Origin of the sequence: Paenibacillus sp. W2I17 (genome assembly GCF_030815985.1) — a bacterium.
Lineage (GTDB): Bacteria > Bacillota > Bacilli > Paenibacillales > Paenibacillaceae > Paenibacillus.
The window spans coordinates 2159829-2177859 of the sequence record NZ_JAUSXM010000001.1; the positions used below are offsets into that span (position 1 = coordinate 2159829).

General features: G+C 46.9%; 16 protein-coding genes and 2 pseudogenes. All 18 read right to left on the reverse strand.

The window, feature by feature from the left end; all coding sequences use genetic code 11:
* Positions 1-121 precede the first annotated feature (121 nt).
* The 18 genes and pseudogenes from QF041_RS09435 to fapR all read right to left on the reverse strand — a co-directional run bounded on the left by QF041_RS09435 (position 122) and on the right by fapR (position 17774).
* Positions 122-493, reverse strand: a pseudogene (locus tag QF041_RS09435) (VOC family protein).
* A gap of 186 nt (positions 494-679) precedes the next feature.
* Positions 680-1447: a tRNA (guanosine(37)-N1)-methyltransferase TrmD gene (gene trmD, locus QF041_RS09440; protein ID WP_307413720.1), complete on the reverse strand. Its 768-nt coding sequence runs from the start codon at positions 1445-1447 to the stop codon at positions 680-682.
* A gap of 1 nt (position 1448) precedes the next feature.
* Positions 1449-1961 (reverse strand): ribosome maturation factor RimM, encoded by a 513-nt coding sequence (rimM, locus tag QF041_RS09445; protein ID WP_091031941.1) that lies wholly within the window; start codon positions 1959-1961, stop codon positions 1449-1451.
* A gap of 301 nt (positions 1962-2262) precedes the next feature.
* The gene (locus tag QF041_RS09450; RefSeq protein ID WP_024630185.1) at positions 2263-2493 is read right to left on the reverse strand and encodes a KH domain-containing protein; all 231 of its coding nucleotides are present in this window, start codon (positions 2491-2493) and stop codon (positions 2263-2265) included.
* A 23-nt stretch (positions 2494-2516) separates the two neighbouring features.
* Positions 2517-2789: a 30S ribosomal protein S16 gene (gene rpsP, locus QF041_RS09455; protein ID WP_017689219.1), complete on the reverse strand. Its 273-nt coding sequence runs from the start codon at positions 2787-2789 to the stop codon at positions 2517-2519.
* A 53-nt stretch (positions 2790-2842) separates the two neighbouring features.
* Positions 2843-4220: pseudogene (gene ffh, locus QF041_RS09460) on the reverse strand (signal recognition particle protein).
* Between the two features lie 62 nt (positions 4221-4282).
* Positions 4283-4633 (reverse strand): YlxM family DNA-binding protein, encoded by a 351-nt coding sequence (gene ylxM, locus QF041_RS09465; RefSeq protein WP_017689221.1) that lies wholly within the window; start codon positions 4631-4633, stop codon positions 4283-4285.
* A gap of 261 nt (positions 4634-4894) precedes the next feature.
* Entirely contained in the window at positions 4895-5542 is a 648-nt protein-coding gene (gene trhA, locus QF041_RS09470) for a PAQR family membrane homeostasis protein TrhA (protein ID WP_017689222.1), read from the reverse strand.
* A gap of 146 nt (positions 5543-5688) precedes the next feature.
* Positions 5689-6702 carry a signal recognition particle-docking protein FtsY gene (ftsY, locus tag QF041_RS09475; protein WP_091031943.1) on the reverse strand — a complete coding sequence of 338 codons (1014 nt, stop codon included), beginning with the start codon at positions 6700-6702 and terminating at the stop codon, positions 5689-5691.
* 109 nt (positions 6703-6811) lie between these two features.
* The gene (smc, locus tag QF041_RS09480; RefSeq protein ID WP_307413724.1) at positions 6812-10381 is read right to left on the reverse strand and encodes a chromosome segregation protein SMC; all 3570 of its coding nucleotides are present in this window, start codon (positions 10379-10381) and stop codon (positions 6812-6814) included.
* A gap of 406 nt (positions 10382-10787) precedes the next feature.
* On the reverse strand, positions 10788-11492 hold the full coding sequence (rnc, locus tag QF041_RS09485; RefSeq protein WP_036670338.1) for a ribonuclease III: 705 nt from the start codon (positions 11490-11492) through the stop codon (positions 10788-10790).
* A gap of 13 nt (positions 11493-11505) precedes the next feature.
* Positions 11506-12744, reverse strand: coding sequence for a beta-ketoacyl-ACP synthase II (fabF, locus tag QF041_RS09490; protein WP_062833763.1), 1239 nt, complete (start codon positions 12742-12744; stop codon positions 11506-11508).
* Between the two features lie 177 nt (positions 12745-12921).
* A complete protein-coding gene (gene acpP, locus QF041_RS09495) occupies positions 12922-13155 on the reverse strand; it encodes an acyl carrier protein (protein WP_024630176.1) in 234 nt (77 codons plus the stop codon).
* 152 nt (positions 13156-13307) lie between these two features.
* A complete protein-coding gene (fabG, locus tag QF041_RS09500) occupies positions 13308-14057 on the reverse strand; it encodes a 3-oxoacyl-[acyl-carrier-protein] reductase (RefSeq protein ID WP_307413728.1) in 750 nt (249 codons plus the stop codon).
* Positions 14058-14268: 211 nt separating this feature from the next.
* The gene (gene fabD, locus QF041_RS09505; protein WP_307413730.1) at positions 14269-15210 is read right to left on the reverse strand and encodes an ACP S-malonyltransferase; all 942 of its coding nucleotides are present in this window, start codon (positions 15208-15210) and stop codon (positions 14269-14271) included.
* A gap of 25 nt (positions 15211-15235) precedes the next feature.
* Positions 15236-16225, reverse strand: coding sequence for a beta-ketoacyl-ACP synthase III (locus QF041_RS09510; RefSeq protein WP_091034990.1), 990 nt, complete (start codon positions 16223-16225; stop codon positions 15236-15238).
* An 8-nt stretch (positions 16226-16233) separates the two neighbouring features.
* Positions 16234-17229: a phosphate acyltransferase PlsX gene (gene plsX / locus QF041_RS09515; RefSeq protein WP_017689231.1), complete on the reverse strand. Its 996-nt coding sequence runs from the start codon at positions 17227-17229 to the stop codon at positions 16234-16236.
* Positions 17226-17774, reverse strand: coding sequence for a transcription factor FapR (gene fapR, locus QF041_RS09520; RefSeq protein ID WP_047842457.1), 549 nt, complete (start codon positions 17772-17774; stop codon positions 17226-17228). The genes plsX and fapR overlap by 4 nt, the downstream gene beginning before the upstream one ends.
* Between the last annotated feature and the right edge of the window lie 257 nt (positions 17775-18031).

The window sequence follows — 18031 nt, forward strand, 5'->3', positions numbered from 1 at the left end:
CCAGCTGAGTTCACCATAAAGAAAACCCCTTATTTTTACAACCATATTTTGTGGTCATGCAAAAATGTTCAAAGCTGCAAAAAAGTGTCTGCCTTCAAAACACACAATTTAAACGCATGATTTACTGCCACTCTAAGAACTCAAGACGATTACCAAAAGGATCATTTATATAGAAACGTCTTACACCTTCATCTATCCTTGCTTCGTCATCGACAATATGAATTTGGTTATGAATGAGATGATCACGTAACTGATCCAAATGTTGTACATGAAATGCCGGATGAGCTTTTGTGGCGGGAATAAAATCTTTTTGTACCCCTATATGCACTTGGTGTCAGCCACACTCGAACCATACACCACCCCGTTTTCTCAGAATTTCAGGTTTGGGAATCTCCGTCCAGCCCAGTACTTTATTGAAAAAATGACGCGCCTCCGCTTCACAACCTTCTGGTGCTGCGAGCTGAATATGATCAAGACCAATAATATTGTACATTCATACACCGCCTTTTGTTTCACTTAATGAAACTAAGTTTCATTAATTATATTTTCATTTTATAGAATATACCAATAAAAATCCAGTATTCTTTTCAATGTACACAAAAAAAGCCAACCTGTGGGTATCAAGGTTGGCCTTTTGCAACTCTGGAAATTTAATATTTACGTGTTTATACGATTATACTTACTCTGTGCCATTTTCACGGTTTGAGCGTATCTTTTTCAGCCAAACTCGCTCTTTATCCGTCAAATCAGCCATTTCCAACATCTCCGGTCTGCGCTCCAGCGTACGAAGCAACGACTGTTCTCTGCGCCATGCCTCAATGTTCAGGTGATGTCCCGACAACAGCATATCCGGTACTTTCATGCCCCTAAACTCGGGTGGACGTGTGTAGTGTGGATATTCGAGGAGTCCAGTACTGAATGAATCCGTCACAGCACTTGTCTCATTGCCAAGCACACCGGGTATAAGACGTACGATGCTGTCGATCGCAACCATAGCAGGTAACTCCCCACCCGTGAGTACGTAATCACCTATAGATAGTTCATCCGTCACGAGAAATTCGCGGATGCGCTCATCGTAACCTTCATAATGTCCGCATATAAAAATCAGATGATCTTCTTGAACAAGTTCTTCTGCTTTTTTCTGTGTAAACGTCTCACCTTGCGGACACATTAGAATGATACGTGGAGGTTTCATCGATGCCGCAGCTTCTCCGCGTTGCTCCAGAACATCTTCTACAGCAGCAAAGATCGGATCTGGTTTTAGCACCATACCTCCGCCTCCGCCGTATGGAGCATCATCTACTGTATTATGTTTATTGGTCGCATAATTACGGAAGTTGGTTGCACCGAGGGACACCAGCCCCTTCGTTTGGGCTTTACCCAGAATGCTTGCTCCGAACACACCGTCAAACATCTCCGGGAATAGCGTTAATACATCCACTTTCATGTTACAGCAGCCCTTCCATCAGGTGAATCTTCACTTGCTTCTGTTCGATGTCCACATCAAGTACTACATCATCAATAACGGGAATCAGCACTTCCTTACCTGCTGGCGTTTTGACAACCCATACATCATTGGCACCCGGAGTCAAAATTTCAGAGATGGTTCCGAGCGTTTCACCCTCTTCGGTGATGACCGAACACCCAACGATTTGATGGAAGTAGTATTCACCTTCGTCCAGCTCAGCCAGGTTCTCTTTTAACACTTTGGCCATGCCACCTTTAAACTTTTCTACTTCATTAATATTGCCGTACTCTTTCAGACGAAGAATATACATATTTTTATGCAAACGTGAAGATTCCACGTTAACCATGACTGGATGATTATCTGGTGTAAAGAAAAACAACTCTGCATTTTTCGCGAAACGCACTTCCGGGAAATCGGTTAAAGGCATGATTCTCACCTCACCACGAATTCCATGCGTATTAACGATTTTACCTACATTCATAAACTCTGCCATATTTCCTCCTACGAAATTAAATCAAACTAAACAGCTACTTCGACTCTCGTACGGTCGTTCCGGCGACGGTTCGTTCTTTCGATCGCTGTTACCCCCTCATTTTTCGAACTTACTTTAAAAGGTGAAAATGAGGTGATAAAGGCGAACGCTAACGCTTCTCCAGAATCGATCCCGTCCCCTGCACTGCTCCGAAGTCACTCATACCCAAAAATATTTTAATTCAATATCTAATCCAACCTATTAAGTTCAGCATGCACGAAAAGGGGCTAGGACATGCATCCTAACCCCCTTTCGTATATCTTTAAGATATGATATCAACGGTAACCCGTTTATCCATCTTAACTGCTGCTGATGTGACGACCGTACGAAGTGATTTCGCGATTCGTCCCTGTTTACCAATTACCTTCCCGACATCGTCAGGATGAACGGTTAACTCATAAACGACAAGCCGGTCTTTCTCAACCGTCCGAACCGCCACATCTTCCGGATGATCGACTAAAGCCTTAGCAATTATGCTTACTAATTCTTCCATAGATGACCCTCCGAATCAGCACTTTATTTAGATAATTTAGACTCGTGGAACTTCTTCATCACGCCCGCTTTGCTAAGCAAGTTGCGGACAGTGTCAGATGCTTGTGCACCGTTTTGAAGCCATGCCAATGCTTTATCTTCATCGATCTTAACAACAGCCGGTTGTTCAACCGGGTTGTAGTAACCGATCTCCTCGATAAAACGACCGTCACGTGGGGAACGGGAATCCGATACCACTACGCGGTAGAAAGGAGCTTTGTGAGCACCCATACGTTTCAGACGAATACGAACTGCCATTTGAAAATTCACCTCCTTCAATGAAATCTGTATATGATCCAGCTTCGCTTAAATCAACGGAAAGGAAACTTCATTCCTTTACCCATACCTTTAAGCTGCTTCATCGCTTTATTTTTGCCGCCTTTAGGTCCCATCATATCCGAGAACTGTTTCATCATGCGGCGCATCTCATCAAATTGCTTGATCAGACGATTTACTTCAGCCAGAGATGTTCCGCTTCCGGTAGCAATACGCTTCCGACGGCTATGGTTGATCATGTCCGGGTTGCGTTTCTCCTCGGTCGTCATTGAGTAAACGATCGCTTCGATCCGGCCCATCTGTTTATCATCAACCTTCAGATCCTTGGCTTGTTTCATCTTGCCCATGCCGGGAATCATATCCATGATCTGGTCGATTGGTCCCAGCTTTTTCACCTGATCCATCTGCTCCAGGAAATCTTCAAACGTGAATTCTGCATTACGCATCTTCCGTTCCATTTCCTTGGCTTTATCGGTATCAATGTTTAATTGTGCTTTCTCAATCAGAGATAACATATCACCCATACCGAGGATCCGTGAAGCCATACGTTCCGGGTGGAACGGCTCCAAAGCGTCAAGTTTCTCTCCAAGGGAAGCAAACTTGATTGGACAACCCGTAACGGCTTTGACGGAAAGCGCAGCACCACCACGAGTATCTCCATCCAGCTTTGTCAGGACAACCCCGGTCAGATTAAGCTGCTGGTTAAAGTGTTCTGCTACGTTAACCGCATCCTGACCTGTCATGCTGTCTACGACAAGCAGTACTTCATCTGGATTCACTACGCTGTGAATCTGGCGAAGTTCTTCCATCAATTCTTCATCAACATGCAGACGTCCAGCTGTATCGATAATAACATAGTCCATTACCGTTATCTTTGGCATGTTGAAGACCTTGACGTGCGATCTCAACAGGGCTTGTCTGATCTCCCAGTGTGAAGACCGGCGCTTTGATCTGCTCGCCAAGTACTTGCAATTGTTTGATCGCTGCCGGACGATAAATATCTCCTGCAACAAGCAATGGTCTGCTGTTTTGCTTTTGCAGCATTTTAGCCAGTTTACCCGATGTGGTTGTCTTACCAGCACCCTGCAAACCAACCATCATCAGCACCGTAGGCGGTTTGTTCGCTTTAGCCAGTTTCGCTTGGCTTCCACCCATCAAATCCGTTAGTTCCTTGTTAACGATGTCGATGATGACCATTCCTGGCGTGAAGCTCTCCATCACTTCTTTGCCAACAGCCTTCTCTTTCACCTTGGCGATGAATTCCTTGACCACTTTGAAGTTTACATCCGCTTCGAGCAATGCCAGACGTACCTCGCGCATAGCCTCGGCTACATCTTCATCAGACACCTTGCCTTTGCCGCGCAGCTTGCTGAACACATTCTGTAATCGGGTCGTTAATCCTTCAAATGCCATGATCCCACCTCCTTAAGCTTTAATACTGTTTTCAAGACCGATACGTTCCGCTCAGCCAATTTTCATTCACTAAGCTGAGCAACGATATCGTGTATTTGTTTGTTGTTATCAATGGAGACGCCTGCGCGTTCCAATGCATTTTGCAAATCTTCAAGATTGCGATTACGCCGTTCATGCTTTTCCAGCAAGCCCAGCTTGCTTTCGTAATTTTCCAGCACTTGTTCGGCACGCTTGATATGCTCGTATACCGCCTGGCGGCTGATCTCAAACTCGGCTGCAATTTCACCAAGTGAGAAATCGTCATGAAAGTAATACTTTAGAAAAGTCTGCTGTTTCTCGGTAAGTAACAATTCATAAAAAGCAAACAGCAAGTTAATCCGGTTTGTCTTCTCAAGCCGATTTTCTTGACTCACATCGGGGCACTCCCTTCGTCAAGGAAAAACACTTTACACTCTTGCAACGTTCCTAATAATACCTAAAACAAATCAGGTTGTCAAGCAAAAATACTTGTCACAATAAAAACAGCACTGATGATATGTTATTTCGATGTTTAACGGGTGGTTTATACCCTTTTTACAACAAGCAAATCCTGTCTGTATCTTTGTGACCCACCTCTATGTAGAAGAAAAAACGAATGCGTCTCAGTCCGTGGAGATGCATCCGTTTATGGTGTTCTAACGAAGTGGTGTCAGGTACAGCAGTACCATAAAGAAATGAAGAATACTGCCTGCTAACACAAAGAGATGCCAAATCGCATGGTGGTACGGAAATCCACGCCATACATAAAAGAGCGTACCCAGTGTATACATCAGGCCTCCAGCAACCAGCAGCACAATGCCGCCTGTAGGAATGGCAGCCATAAGTGGTTGCCAGGCAATAACGATGAGCCAGCCCATCGCAATATAGAAAATCGTGGACATGAATAGAAACTTTTTCGTAAAAAACGCCTTAAAGATCACGCCGAATAATGCGATACCCCAGATTATACCAAACAGGGTCCATCCAAGTGTACCGCGAACAGCAATAAATAAAAGCGGAGTGTACGATCCCGCGATAAACAAATAAATGGAAGAATGGTCGAAAATCTCAAATAAATCTTTCACCTTTCCATCTTTCCATGCATGAACGAGTGTAGAGCTTGTATAGAGCAGCAGCATGGTTATCCCGTAGATCGTGAAACTGACCACATGCCAAGCCGTGCCTTTCATACTCGAAAATACAATCAATATCACCAGTGCAGCTACACTGAGTGCAGCGCCGATTCCATGTGTCACCGCATTGGCGACTTCTTCACGGCGAGAATAGGTATACGTATTGGCCATTTTCAACCGTCCTTTCTAACCCTTTAACATTGCCTTCTTTATACCTCCATTATACACGTATTGCCAGTGACATTACACGTGACACTTATCACGTATATCACTGGCAATACGGTTAACATTATTAATTCAACCTATTATTAATGATTCTAGGAATTAGCTTCCTCTTCTTCAGCACTTTCCGCTGGCTGTTCCTGAATCAATCCGGCGAACAAAGCATGCACAAATTGCTCCGAATCAAACGGCTGCAGATCATCAATTTTCTCACCCAGTCCTACGAGCTTCACAGGCAAGTCCAGCTCCTGACGGATCGCAACAACGATCCCCCCTTTGGCTGTTCCATCCAGTTTCGTCAGTACGAGACCAGTTACACCGCTTTTCTCACCGAAAAGTTTAGCCTGATTTAAGGCATTTTGACCTGTTGTTGCATCCAGTACCATCAGTACTTCATGCGGAGCATCCGGAATTTCACGCTGAATGACACGATAGATCTTGTTAAGCTCGTCCATCAGGTTCGATTTGTTTTGCAGACGACCTGCTGTATCACACAGGAGAACATCCGCACCCCGTTGTTTCGCTGCCTGCACCGCATCATACATAACCGCTGCTGGATCAGAACCAGATTGCTGTTTGATCACATCGACACCGGCACGTTGTCCCCATACTTCCAGCTGTTCAATGGCTCCGGCACGGAACGTATCTCCAGCTGCCATGATGACTTTTTTACCTTGCTGTTTAAATCGATGCGCCAGCTTGCCAATCGTTGTTGTTTTACCAACACCGTTAACACCAACGAACAAAATAACGGTAATGCCATCCGGGTTCATTTTCAATTCGTTATTCTGTTCACCGCGAAGAAGATCCGTCAGTTTCTCGGACAATACAGGCTGCAACTCAGCCGCGTCCTCAATTTTGCGTTTTTTCACCTCAACGCGCAGGTCTTCGATCAGATTCATGACTGTATTCACGCCAACGTCTGCTCCGATCAAAATCTCTTCCAGTTCTTCATAGAACTCTTCATCGATTTTTTTGCGGCGGATTACGAGATCCGACACTTTTTCCACTAACCCTTTACGTGTCTTTTCCAATCCATCCTTGAACTGTTTGGTGACCGACTCCGTTTTGCTTGCAATGCTGTCTCTCAGCTTTTTAAAAAAACTCATAAAGCCCCTCCATCGTGTCCATAATCTAAGCGCTTTTGCAAAAATGCTCAATCTGAATGATTTTCAATGATTACAATGAGTTCATTTGTCTCTCAGGTTTGGATCAGAATTAGGCAATTACTGCTTCCTCATCTTCCAGTTTAACCGAAACAAGCTTGGATACTCCGCCCTCTTCCATCGTAACACCGTACAGCACATCAGCCTCTTCCATCGTACCTTTACGATGGGTAACAACGATAAACTGTGTCTGTTCGGAGAATTCACGCAAGTACTGGGCAAAACGTACCACGTTAGCTTCGTCCAGTGCTGCCTCTACTTCATCCAGCACACAGAATGGTACAGGTTTGACATGCAGAATAGCAAATAACAAAGCCATCGCGGTCAAAGCCCGCTCCCCACCAGATAACAGTTGCAGGTTTTGCAGTTTTTTGCCTGGTGGCTGAGCCACGATATCTATTCCCGTTTCAAGCAAGCGCTCCGGGTCCATTAGAACAAGGTCAGCACGTCCTCCGCCAAACAGCTTGGTAAACACGGTACCGAACTCACGGCGGATGGCATCAAACGTGATCTTGAATCGCTTCGCCATCTCGTCTTCCATTTCCCGAATAACCTGATACAACGTTGTTTTAGCTTCCACCAGGTCATTCTTCTGTTCACTCAGGAACTCGTATCGCTCATTGACTCGCTGGAACTCCTCAATCGCTCCCAGGTTAACATCACCCAGAGCGGATATACTGCGCTTCAGCTTCTGTACCTCTGCCTGTGTATGCTCCACATCTTCCGGCACAGGATAACGCTCTTTGGCCAGTTCATAGCCCAGTTCGTATTCATCCGTCAGCTTTCGCAGTATATTTTCCAGCTCAACATCCAGCCGGTTCACAGAAATTTCCGTCTGTCGCATCTGCTCTTCCACAGCTTTTAACTGTGTGCGCTGTTCCTTCGTTTCGCTCTCGGCAAGCTCAAGCTTTTTCGACAACTCACTTCGTGCAGCACGTTTGAAGTCCAGCTCCTGGGAAGCTTCCGCTTTTTTCAGCTTGTACTGGTTCAGATCTTCAATCTGCTTGACACTCTCGGTCTGTGTTTTCTTGAGATCTGCTTCCATCGAAGCCAGCAACGTGCGATTCTGACGAAGATCTTTCACCAGCGACTCCACCTCTCGCTCCAGACGTCGCAATTGTTCTCCATTGGAGAATCGCTCCTGATCGAGCTTGCCTTCGCGCACTTTCAATTCGGTGAGTTGGCTCTGCAATTCTTCCTTCGCGGATTCATTGGCTTTCCGAGCAAACTCAGCTGCATGAATGGCACGATGAGTCGCTTTTTCTTCCTCTTCAAGCTGCTCCAACTTCTTCACAGCGACGATGCGAGCCGTATCCAGCTCTTTGATCTCTTCAGTAAAGCCGCTCTTCTCCTGCCCGGCAACGGCAACCTGTTCAAGCACATGGCGAAGCTCATGCTCTACCTGTTTCATTTCCATCGAAGCCTGCTGTTCTGCATTTCGGGTATCGTCACCGGACTGACGAAGTTCATCCAGTTTGTCCTGACACTGCTCCAGTTGAACTTTTACATCATCCACACTGCGATGCAGTTTCACGATCTGATTTTCGGTATCCAAAATATCCTGGTCTAGCTGGTCCAGCTGCCGTTTCCGGCTGAGGAGACTCACATTTTTCTTGTGCTGGCTACCACCCGTCATGGAACCACCCGCATTGACCACGTCACCTTCAAGGGTCACGACCCGGAAACGATACTGGCAGCGAGCCGCAATTTTATTGGCAACCTCCAGCGTTTCGGCAATAATAACATTACCGAGCAAGCTGCCAATGATCGAAGCATATTTGGATTCGAATTGTACGAGATCAGCACCGATCCCCACAAAGCCCTCCATACCTTCGATCATGGAACGTTCAGCCGCTCCAATGGCACGAGGACGAATGACATCCAGAGGCAGGAACGTTGCACGCCCCAACTGGCGTTGCTTCAGGAAAGCGATTGCCTGTCTGGAAACTGATTCATTTTCCATGACCACATGTTGCAAGGATGCCCCCATTGCTGTCTCTACTGCAAGTTCGATCTTTTCTGGAACTTTGACGAGTTCAGCTACAGCGCCATGAACACCGTTAAGTGTGCCTTTGCGTGAAGCCTTGAGAACCTCCTTGACACCGAGCATGAATCCGTCAAAATCATCCTGCATCTCTTTCATCGTATCGCGGCGGGAAACTTGAGCTTCACGCTTCTGTTCCCATTTACGAACAGTACCCCGACTTTCTTCGAGCAGCTTCTGCAGCGACTGGAGTCGTTCACTTTCCGTAATGTAACCACCACGTAGATCACTGATTTCTTTGCCCAAACGAACAACTTTTTTCTCAATGTCCGCTTTCCGACTTTCCAGTGTCTCTTTCTGATCTTCCCATTTGCCTGATTCTTCAGCCGCGCGATTCATTCTGCGCTCCAGCGTTTCTTTCTGCTGATCCACATAACGAATTTCATTTCGTGTCTGAGCCATCTGATTCATCAGTTCCAGCAAGTTGCCTTTGAGGCTTTCCTCTTGCTGCTGACTAATGCCACCTGTGACACCGATGAGTTTGGCTTCTTCCTGAGACAGCTGATTTCTCACATCACTCAGTTCATGCTCAAGTTTGCCAAACTTCTCACGCAGTGCAAGCAACTCGGTTTCCCGTTCGCGATGTCTCTCTTCACTGGCGGCAAGCGTTACTTTGAGCTGCTCCTGATTCGTTTGCAGATGGTGTGAGCGCTCCTTGAGCAACTCCCCAAGCCCTTCGCTTTTCTCCGTCGCTTCACTAAATTGCAATAAAGCGGCTTGCAGTTGCTCTGTCTCTGTTTCCAGGATACGCAGTGCATTCCGATCATTTTCCAGCTTGGCATCATGCGTAGAGACAATTGCTGCGAGTCCAACCTCTTCCTGTTTTAACGATTGCAGTCGCTCATTCGCTTTACTCCAGGAAGCGTGAATCTGTTCGATCTGGTACACATACATGGAAATTTCCTGCGATTTGAGCTGAGAACGAAGTTCCTTATAGTGGATCGCTTTCTCTGATTGTTCCTTTAGCGGTCCAATCTGATCTTCCAGTTCAGTCACCAGATCATGAATCCGCAGCAAATTCTGCTCTGTCTCATCCAGTTTGCGCGTCGCATCCCGCTTGCGGGATTTATATTTAACGATACCTGAAGCTTCTTCAAAGATACCTCTGCGATCTTCTGAACGGGTACTCAGAATCTCTTCGATTCGCCCCTGTCCAATAATCGAGTAGGCTTCCTTACCGATGCCGGTATCCATAAACAACTCCGTGATATCCTTTAAACGACAAGATTGCTTGTTAATAAAATATTCACTATCTCCGCTGCGATGTACACGACGAGTCACCGTCACCTCACCGAAATCCAATGCAAGTGCATGATCCTCGTTATCGAGCGTTAGCGACACCTCACCGAAATTAACGGCTTTCCGTGCGTCACTGCCTGCAAAGATGATATCTTCCATCTTGCCACCACGCAGCGACTTAGCACTTTGTTCCCCCAGAACCCAGCGAATTCCGTCCGATATATTACTCTTTCCACTTCCGTTCGGACCTACAACAGCCGTAATGCCACGAACGAACTCCATCTCCGTTTTGTCGGCGAATGACTTGAATCCACCCAATTCAATCCGTTTTAAAAACATAGGGTTTCTCGTCACCTCCTCTTGCAAATTTCAAGTATTGCATTCAAGCGCCTAAATAAATTGAACAATTGTCATTACACATGATCACTCCAATTGCAGTACCATCCTCCGATCGCTCTTACCCCCAGATTTTTTCATTCCCTTACCAAGGGGAAAATCCGGTGATAACGGAGCGTATGCTTCCGATGTAGCTTACTTTCAGAAAGCTTTTAGCGTTGCTTCTCCGAATTGGTTCTGCACTCTTCGTTTTGTATAAATTAAGATTCAACTTATTTAGTTAACGATCAGGTAACCTTCTCCTGAACCTCTTTACAAAAAAAAGAGCAAAAAGCAGTCCGGCCGATTACTTCCGCCGGGGCGGACCCGCGGGCTGCTCTTTGCTCTTCGTTTGTCTATGCGCTATCGGTTAAGCTCCGGCTTCCGGAAGCTTCAGTCGATCAAGTGCTGCAGATGCAGCCTGTTGTTCCGCTTCCTTTTTGGAACGTCCTGTACCTCTGCCAAGCCGTTCTTGACCCATATGGACCTCCGAGACAAACTCACGTTCATGGGCAGGTCCCCGTTCCTCAACGATACGGTATTCCAAAGCTCCCATATTGTGATGCTGAGTAAGTTCCTGCAGTTCCGTTTTGTAATCACTCATTTGCAGCTTGCTGCCCAATACGATTAATGGGAAGACATGCTGGTCGAGAAATGTCCGGACAGGCGCAAGCCCCTGATCCAGATACAATGCACCAATGAAAGATTCAAACACATCTGCCAGCAGAGCCGGCCGTGTCCGTCCTCCAGTTAGTTCCTCACCTTTACCAAGAAGTACATACTGCCCAAAACCCAACGCTTCAGCAAATTTGACGAGGGAAGGCTCACAGACAATGGATGCCCGCAGCTTAGTTAATTCACCTTCCGGACGGTTAGGATACAAATGATACAAGTATTCCGATACAGTCAGTTCCAGCACGGCATCGCCCAGAAACTCCAGGCGCTCGTTGTCCTGATGCTGACTGAACCGGTGTTCGTTTACATAAGAAGCATGGGTAAACGCTTGTTTTAAAAGCTGCCTGTTGTCAAATTTGATTTGAAGTTTATGTTGTAACTGCTTCAGATCTTCACTCAAACGAACTAGCCCCTTATGCTTCAAATTTTTTGAGAATAATGGTGGCATTGTGACCGCCGAATCCAAATGAATTGGACATGGCAATATTAACTTTGGTTTGACGTGGAACATTTGGTACATAATCCAGATCACATTCCGGGTCCTGATTTTCCAGGTTAATCGTTGGAGCCAGTGTCTGATGTGTCAGTGACAATCCGCAGATGACCGCTTCTACACCACCAGCAGCGCCAAGCATGTGGCCCGTCATGGATTTAGTGGAACTCACGGCGAGCTTGTACGCATGATCACCAAACGCCTTTTTGATCGCAAGCGTTTCGGATCTGTCGCCTACAGGAGTCGAAGTTCCGTGTGCATTAATGTAGTCCACTTCTTCAGGCTCAATACCCGCATTACGAAGTGCCATCTTCATGCAACGTGCTGCTCCGTCCGGATCTGGTTCTGTCATGTGATGTGCATCACCTGTCAGACCGTAACCGATCACTTCACCATAAATGCGTGCACCACGTTTTTGAGCATGCTCCAGAGATTCCAGAATCAGAACACCAGCGCCTTCGCCCATAACAAAACCATCACGTTCTGTATCAAAAGGACGGCTTGACTTCGCAGGATCATCATTACGTGTAGACATTGCGCGCATCGCACAGAACCCTGCAAGACCCGTTGGTCTGATTGTTGCTTCCGCACCACCACAGATCATGGCATCTGCATCACCATTGGCAATCAGCTTGAAGGAATCTCCGATGGAGTGTGTACCTGTTGCACAAGCGGTAACAACGTTAATGTTAGGACCTTTGGCACCAAGAGAAATGGACATTTGGCCTGAAGCCATGTTGGAGATCATCATGGGAATAAAGAATGGGCTTACCCGTTTTGGACCTTTTTGCAACAATGCATTATGTTGGTCCTCCCACGTACCCAATCCACCAATACCTGATCCGATGGATACACCGAAACGCTCCGCATCAATATTCTCGTTAATTTTCAGACCACTGTCTTCAACGGCTTTGAAGCCGGCTGCCACAGCGAACTGTACAAAACGGTCCATTTTGCGAGCATCCTTGCGATCCATATATTCTTCCGGGTTGAAATCCTTGATCTCGGCTGCAATCTGTGTCGTGTATTCACTAACATCAAACGCCTCAATCTGAGAAATTCCGGACTTTCCTGCCATTAAACTGCCCCAGAACGTTTCCAAATCTTTTCCGAGCGATGTCATTACGCCCATTCCGGTAATTACTACTCTTTGTTTCAAACCGAGTCACCTCTATATCGACTGCATTACGCAAGTATTTTGTGGGAATATCCACAAACAGACATCTACTCAACCAAGATAGGCCTGTTTGAGTAGAGCTGCTTGCGGAATGAGAAAAACCAATGAATGATGAGAAGTCCCGCCTGTTCGAAAACATGTGCGGGACTAAAAATGACTTTAGGTATGAGATTGTATGTAGTTTACAACTTCACCTACGGTCGTGATTTTTTCTGCATCTTCATCAGAGATTTCCAAATCAAATTCATCTTCCAATTCCATGACCAATTCCACTACATCCAAAGAATCAGCACCCAAATCTTCTTTGAAAGATGCTTCAAGTGTAACTTCAGCTTCGTCTGCGCCCAAGCGGTCGACGACGATGCGTTTTACACGCTCCAATACATCGGACATCCGGTTCACCTCCTTCTTTGGTATTATACGAGAATCGCAGGCAAAATGCCATAGAAGACATATGCGGCTCCCGGCCGGGGAACCCGGCCTTTTTCCGGCATTTCGGATCGTCCAGCGCCTGTTCCCCGACTATTGTTCAAGTCCGGGAAGAATTACATGTACATGCCACCATCAACATGCAGCGTCTGCCCTGTCATATAAGATGAAGCCTGTGAAGCCAGGAAAGTGACTACACCGGCGATTTCATCCGGCTGACCCAAACGGGACAACGGAATACCACTTAGCATACCGTCCACCAGCTCCTGGGACAACTCTTTTGTCATATCTGTCTCAATGAAACCTGGTGCAACACAGTTAACTGTGATCCCACGAGAAGCCAGTTCACGAGCAGATGCCTTTGTCAGGCCAATGACTCCTGCTTTGGCAGCAACATAGTTCGCTTGTCCAGCATTACCAAGCACACCTACAACCGAGGAGATATTGATAATTCTTCCCGACCGTTGTTTCATCATTGGACGTGTAACCGCCTTAAGGCAGTTAAACACACCTTTGAGATTGGTTTCAATAACCTGATCGAATTCTTCCTCTTTCATACGCATGATCAGATTATCACGGGTAATACCAGCATTGTTCACCAGAATATCAACGTTGCCCCATGCTTCGAGTGTAGCTTTGACCATTTGTTCAGCTTCATCCATCAGGCCAACATTGGCTTGAAGTGTAGTCGCCTTGACTCCTTTGGCACGAATCGCTTCCGCCACTTCCTCAGCTGCCGCTTGGCTACCCGCATAATTCACGGCTACGTTCGCTCCAGCTTCTGCAAGTGCCAGTGCAATACTGCGACCAATGCCCCGGGATGCCCCGGTAACGAGTGCATTTTTACCTTCTAATGGTTTAGACATAATCATTCCTCCTTTCCCCAAATCTATATCAGTTCAACCAAAGAATGTTTACACTTGCCACTCCGATGACAGAATAAACTTCCGATCGCTGTTATCCCCAGATTTTTTTGATTCCCTTTTCTAAAGGGAAAATCCGGTGATAAAGGCGAACGCTCCGCTTCTTCAGTTTTTTTCTGTCCTCTCCGTTCTCGTGTAAAAAGTTTAGTTTAACTCATATAACTCCTTCTAATTCACTTGCCGTTGCTTCGAGTGTCTCAAGACTGTTCACATTATACAGTTTTACGGTTTTATCTGTTTTTTTAATCAAACCAGTCAGTACACTGCCAGATCCAATCTCGATGAACGTATCCACGCCTTGCTCAATAAGCCATGTCACACTGTCTTCCCATAATACAGGAGAATAGACCTGAGCTGTCAACAAATCCTGAACCTGTCCATCCTCTGCAGGTCTTGCAGTCACATTAGCGACTACAGGGACCGCTGCCAGTGAGAACGTAACGGTTTTCAGTTTCTCTGCCAGCTTCTCAGCTGCACCCTTCATCAATGAAGAGTGGAACGGACCGCTTACTTCCAATGCAATGGCGCGTTTACCGCCTGCTTCTTTCACTCGTTCCGCGACAGCAGCTACGCCTTCCTTCACACCAGAAATGACGATTTGACCCGGACAATTAATGTTGGCAAGTTCAACCGCATGACCACTTTCAGATACGTCACGGCAAAGCACCCCCAGCGCTTCCCGATCCGCACCCAATACAGCAGCCATCGCTCCTTTTCCACCCGGTACTGCCTGTTCCATATACTGACCACGCGCCCGCACAGTGCTCACTGCGTCAGCAAACGAAAGAACGCCCGCTGCCACCAGTGCACTGTATTCTCCCAGACTGTGTCCAGCCGTATAGTCAGGCTGAATTCCTTTTTCTTTGAAAGCTTCAAGCAAGGCAATACTTGCTGTCAACAGAGCCGGTTGTGTATTTGATGTCTGTTTCAACTCGGTCTCCGGTCCTTCAAATACAAGGTTGCTCAGCGAGAAACCCAATGTTTCATCTGCTGTGCGAAAAATCTCGGTTGCCGCAGGCACGGACTCATACGCGTCCTTGGCCATGCCTACAGCCTGTGATCCCTGTCCGGGAAATACAAATGCTATTTTACCCATCTCATTCATCTCCCAGATGTCTATTTTACCAAACGAGTACCGATGCTCCCCATGTCAAACCGCCACCGAATCCAACCATCAGAACGGTATCTCCGGCTTTCATACGACCTTCCTCCGCAGCTTCTACCAGAGCAAGCGGGATGGAAGCTGCCGATGTGTTTGCATACTTATCCACGTTGACTACAACCTTTTCTTCAGGAAGTTCAAGTCGTTGCATCGCAGATTGGATAATCCGAATATTCGCTTGGTGAGGAACAAACAGATCCACATCCGTACGCTCCATACCAGCCTTGCGTAATACCTCAATGGTAGCCGTCCCCATGACACGTACCGCAAACTTGAACACTTCACGACCGTTCATGTAGATGTAATGCTTTTTATTTTCAACGGTCTCTGCGGAAGCTGGCAGACGGGAACCGCCGCCTTCCATCTGAAGAAGACTACCACCAGCACCTTCGGCACCGAGATCGAATGCTTTGAATCCGCGACCTTCCGGAACTTCACCAACGACTACCGCGCCTGCTCCATCACCAAAGAGGACACATGTGTTACGGTCTGTATAATCCGTAATGCGAGACAAGCAGTCCGCACCAATCACAAGAGCATTGTTGTACATACCGCTTTGGATGAAGCTGGTAGCACTAGCCAAACCGTATACAAATCCGGAACAAGCAGCCGACAGATCAAATGCCGCGGCACCTTTTGCACCCAATTTGTCCTGCAAGATGCAGGCTGTCGATGGGAACGAAGAATCCGGAGTAATCGTTGCAACAATGATCAGATCAAGATCACTGCCTGTCATACCTGCAGATTCAAGGGCTTTAATAGCCGCTTCGTATGCCAGATCAGAAGTTGCCTGATCCGGTGCAGCAATGTGACGCTCTTTGATTCCTGTACGACTGACGATCCACTCGTCATTGGTATCGACCATTTTCTCCAGATCGCTATTTGTCAAAATTTTCTCAGGCACATATTTCCCTGTACCAATAACCCCCACTGGGCGCAAATTATTCATATCGTCACTCACTTCCCGCTAATTTCCTTAGATATGCTCTCTACCAGCTGATTCTGCACTGCAATCCGAGCCTGGCGCACAGCATTTTTGATGGCATTGCCATCAGCAGATCCATGACTTTTCACAACCAGTCTGCTCAAACCGAGGAGTGGCGCTCCACCATGCTCCGTATAATCCAGCTTTCGTTTCAACCCACGCAGCTCAGGCATTAGTACAGCTGCAGCCAGTTTACTTTTGAGAGAAGATGAGAATTGTTCCTTAAGCAAGGCGAAAATGGCACCTGCTGTGCCCTCTAGCGATTTCAGCAGGATATTCCCTGCAAAACCGTCACATACAAGCACATCACAAGCACCAGTCAGCACATCACGTGCCTCAACATTACCGACAAACCGAATTGGGAGTTGTTCCAGTAAAGGATATGCATGTTTGGTTAACTCATTTCCCTTACCTGGCTCTGTTCCTACATTGAGCAAGCCCACTCGTGGGGACTCAATGCCCTGTACTTTTTGCCGATACAAACTGCCCATCAGACCATATTGTGCAAGGTGCTCAGGTTTGGCATCCATATTCGCTCCAAGATCCAGCGCAAGCACACCTACATCATCAATCGTTGGAATCATAGGCGCAAGCGCCGGACGTTCAATGCCTTCCATGCGACCTACAACAAGCAAACCCGCTGTCATCAACGCTCCAGTATTGCCCGCCGAGATCATCGCGTCCGCTTCGCCCTCTTTCAGCATGCGCCCTGCGACCACCATGGAGGCATCCTTCTTGCGGCGCACTGCTTTGACGGGTTCATCATCCGAACCAATAACTTCGGAAGCATGCCGGACCGTAAGATTGGCAGGTCTCACACCTGACTGACTCAAAAGAGGCTCCAGCTTGGCTTCATCGCCGATCAGGACGATCTGTGTATCCGCCCATTCCGTGGCTGCGGCAATCGCACCTTCTACCGTTGATGCAGGTGCATTGTCGCCTCCCATGGCATCAATGACGATTTTCATTCCAAATGACCTCCTTCTCCGCTGTCTTCTCCACCTGAATGGTAGATTACAAAGTTGCCTTGAAACACCATTTCTTCACCTACATAAGTGAATACTTCCACTTTGGCTTTGCCCTTTTGACCCGGAATCGATCTCACATAAGCCTTTGCAATACATTTCTCTCCCAAATGAACCGAACGGACAAAGCGAATGTCTGCTGATGCAGTCAACGCGATCTCGTCATTAATAATCGCTACAGCCAAGGAGTTAGCCTGTGCAAAGACATAGTGTCCACGTGCAATGCCTGTTCTGGAAAACACGTGTTCTTCCTTAATCTCAAACAGGGAAATCCCGCTTTTATCCAGTTGCAGATCCACAATATCACCGATAATCTCATGCAAGGGCAACGAGCGTACCTGATCATACGAGAGCTCTGCCATCAGTTTCATCCGCTCCCGAAGTTCGGGTATTCCAAGTTCCAGCCTGTCAAGACGAATCGTCTGAATACTCACCTTCAATTGGCGTGTAAGTTCCTGATCCGTCACAAACGGGTTCTCTTCTATCATTTTGGTTAACTGCTGTTGCCTCTGTCTCTTCGGTACACGTTCGATGCCTGACACCCCCCGCTGTATCGTTTACGGAACCGTCCCATCCGGCCAGTTCAACCATTCTTTCGTGTTGCTTCTATAGTTGCATCCCTGGTCACCAGGGTCGTTCTCAAACGGATTATGGTTCATCTATATGTAACGTCAAATCTTAGAACCTGGTACTAAACTATAGTATATCTCATCCCGTGTCAAAAAGAAAGACTGGCCTAACAAAA

Bases quoted from the DNA above. Each gene is read 5' to 3' on its own strand.
- fapR (WP_047842457.1), bottom strand. From the start codon at position 17,774: ATGATAGAAGAGAACCCGTTTGTGACGGATCAGGAACTTACACGCCAA.
- plsX (WP_017689231.1), bottom strand. From the start codon at position 17,229: ATGAAAATCGTCATTGATGCCATGGGAGGCGACAATGCACCTGCATCA.
- fabG (WP_307413728.1), bottom strand. From the start codon at position 14,057: ATGTCTAAACCATTAGAAGGTAAAAATGCACTCGTTACCGGGGCATCC.
- fabD (WP_307413730.1), bottom strand. From the start codon at position 15,210: ATGGGTAAAATAGCATTTGTATTTCCCGGACAGGGATCACAGGCTGTA.
- acpP (WP_024630176.1), bottom strand. From the start codon at position 13,155: ATGTCCGATGTATTGGAGCGTGTAAAACGCATCGTCGTCGACCGCTTG.
- QF041_RS09510 (WP_091034990.1), bottom strand. From the start codon at position 16,225: ATGAATAATTTGCGCCCAGTGGGGGTTATTGGTACAGGGAAATATGTG.
- trhA (WP_017689222.1), bottom strand. From the start codon at position 5,542: ATGGCCAATACGTATACCTATTCTCGCCGTGAAGAAGTCGCCAATGCG.
- rpsP (WP_017689219.1), bottom strand. From the start codon at position 2,789: ATGGCAGTTCGTATTCGTCTGAAACGTATGGGTGCTCACAAAGCTCCT.
- smc (WP_307413724.1), bottom strand. From the start codon at position 10,381: ATGTTTTTAAAACGGATTGAATTGGGTGGATTCAAGTCATTCGCCGAC.
- QF041_RS09450 (WP_024630185.1), bottom strand. From the start codon at position 2,493: ATGGAAGAATTAGTAAGCATAATTGCTAAGGCTTTAGTCGATCATCCG.
- ftsY (WP_091031943.1), bottom strand. From the start codon at position 6,702: ATGAGTTTTTTTAAAAAGCTGAGAGACAGCATTGCAAGCAAAACGGAG.
- trmD (WP_307413720.1), bottom strand. From the start codon at position 1,447: ATGAAAGTGGATGTATTAACGCTATTCCCGGAGATGTTTGACGGTGTG.
- rimM (WP_091031941.1), bottom strand. From the start codon at position 1,961: ATGGCAGAGTTTATGAATGTAGGTAAAATCGTTAATACGCATGGAATT.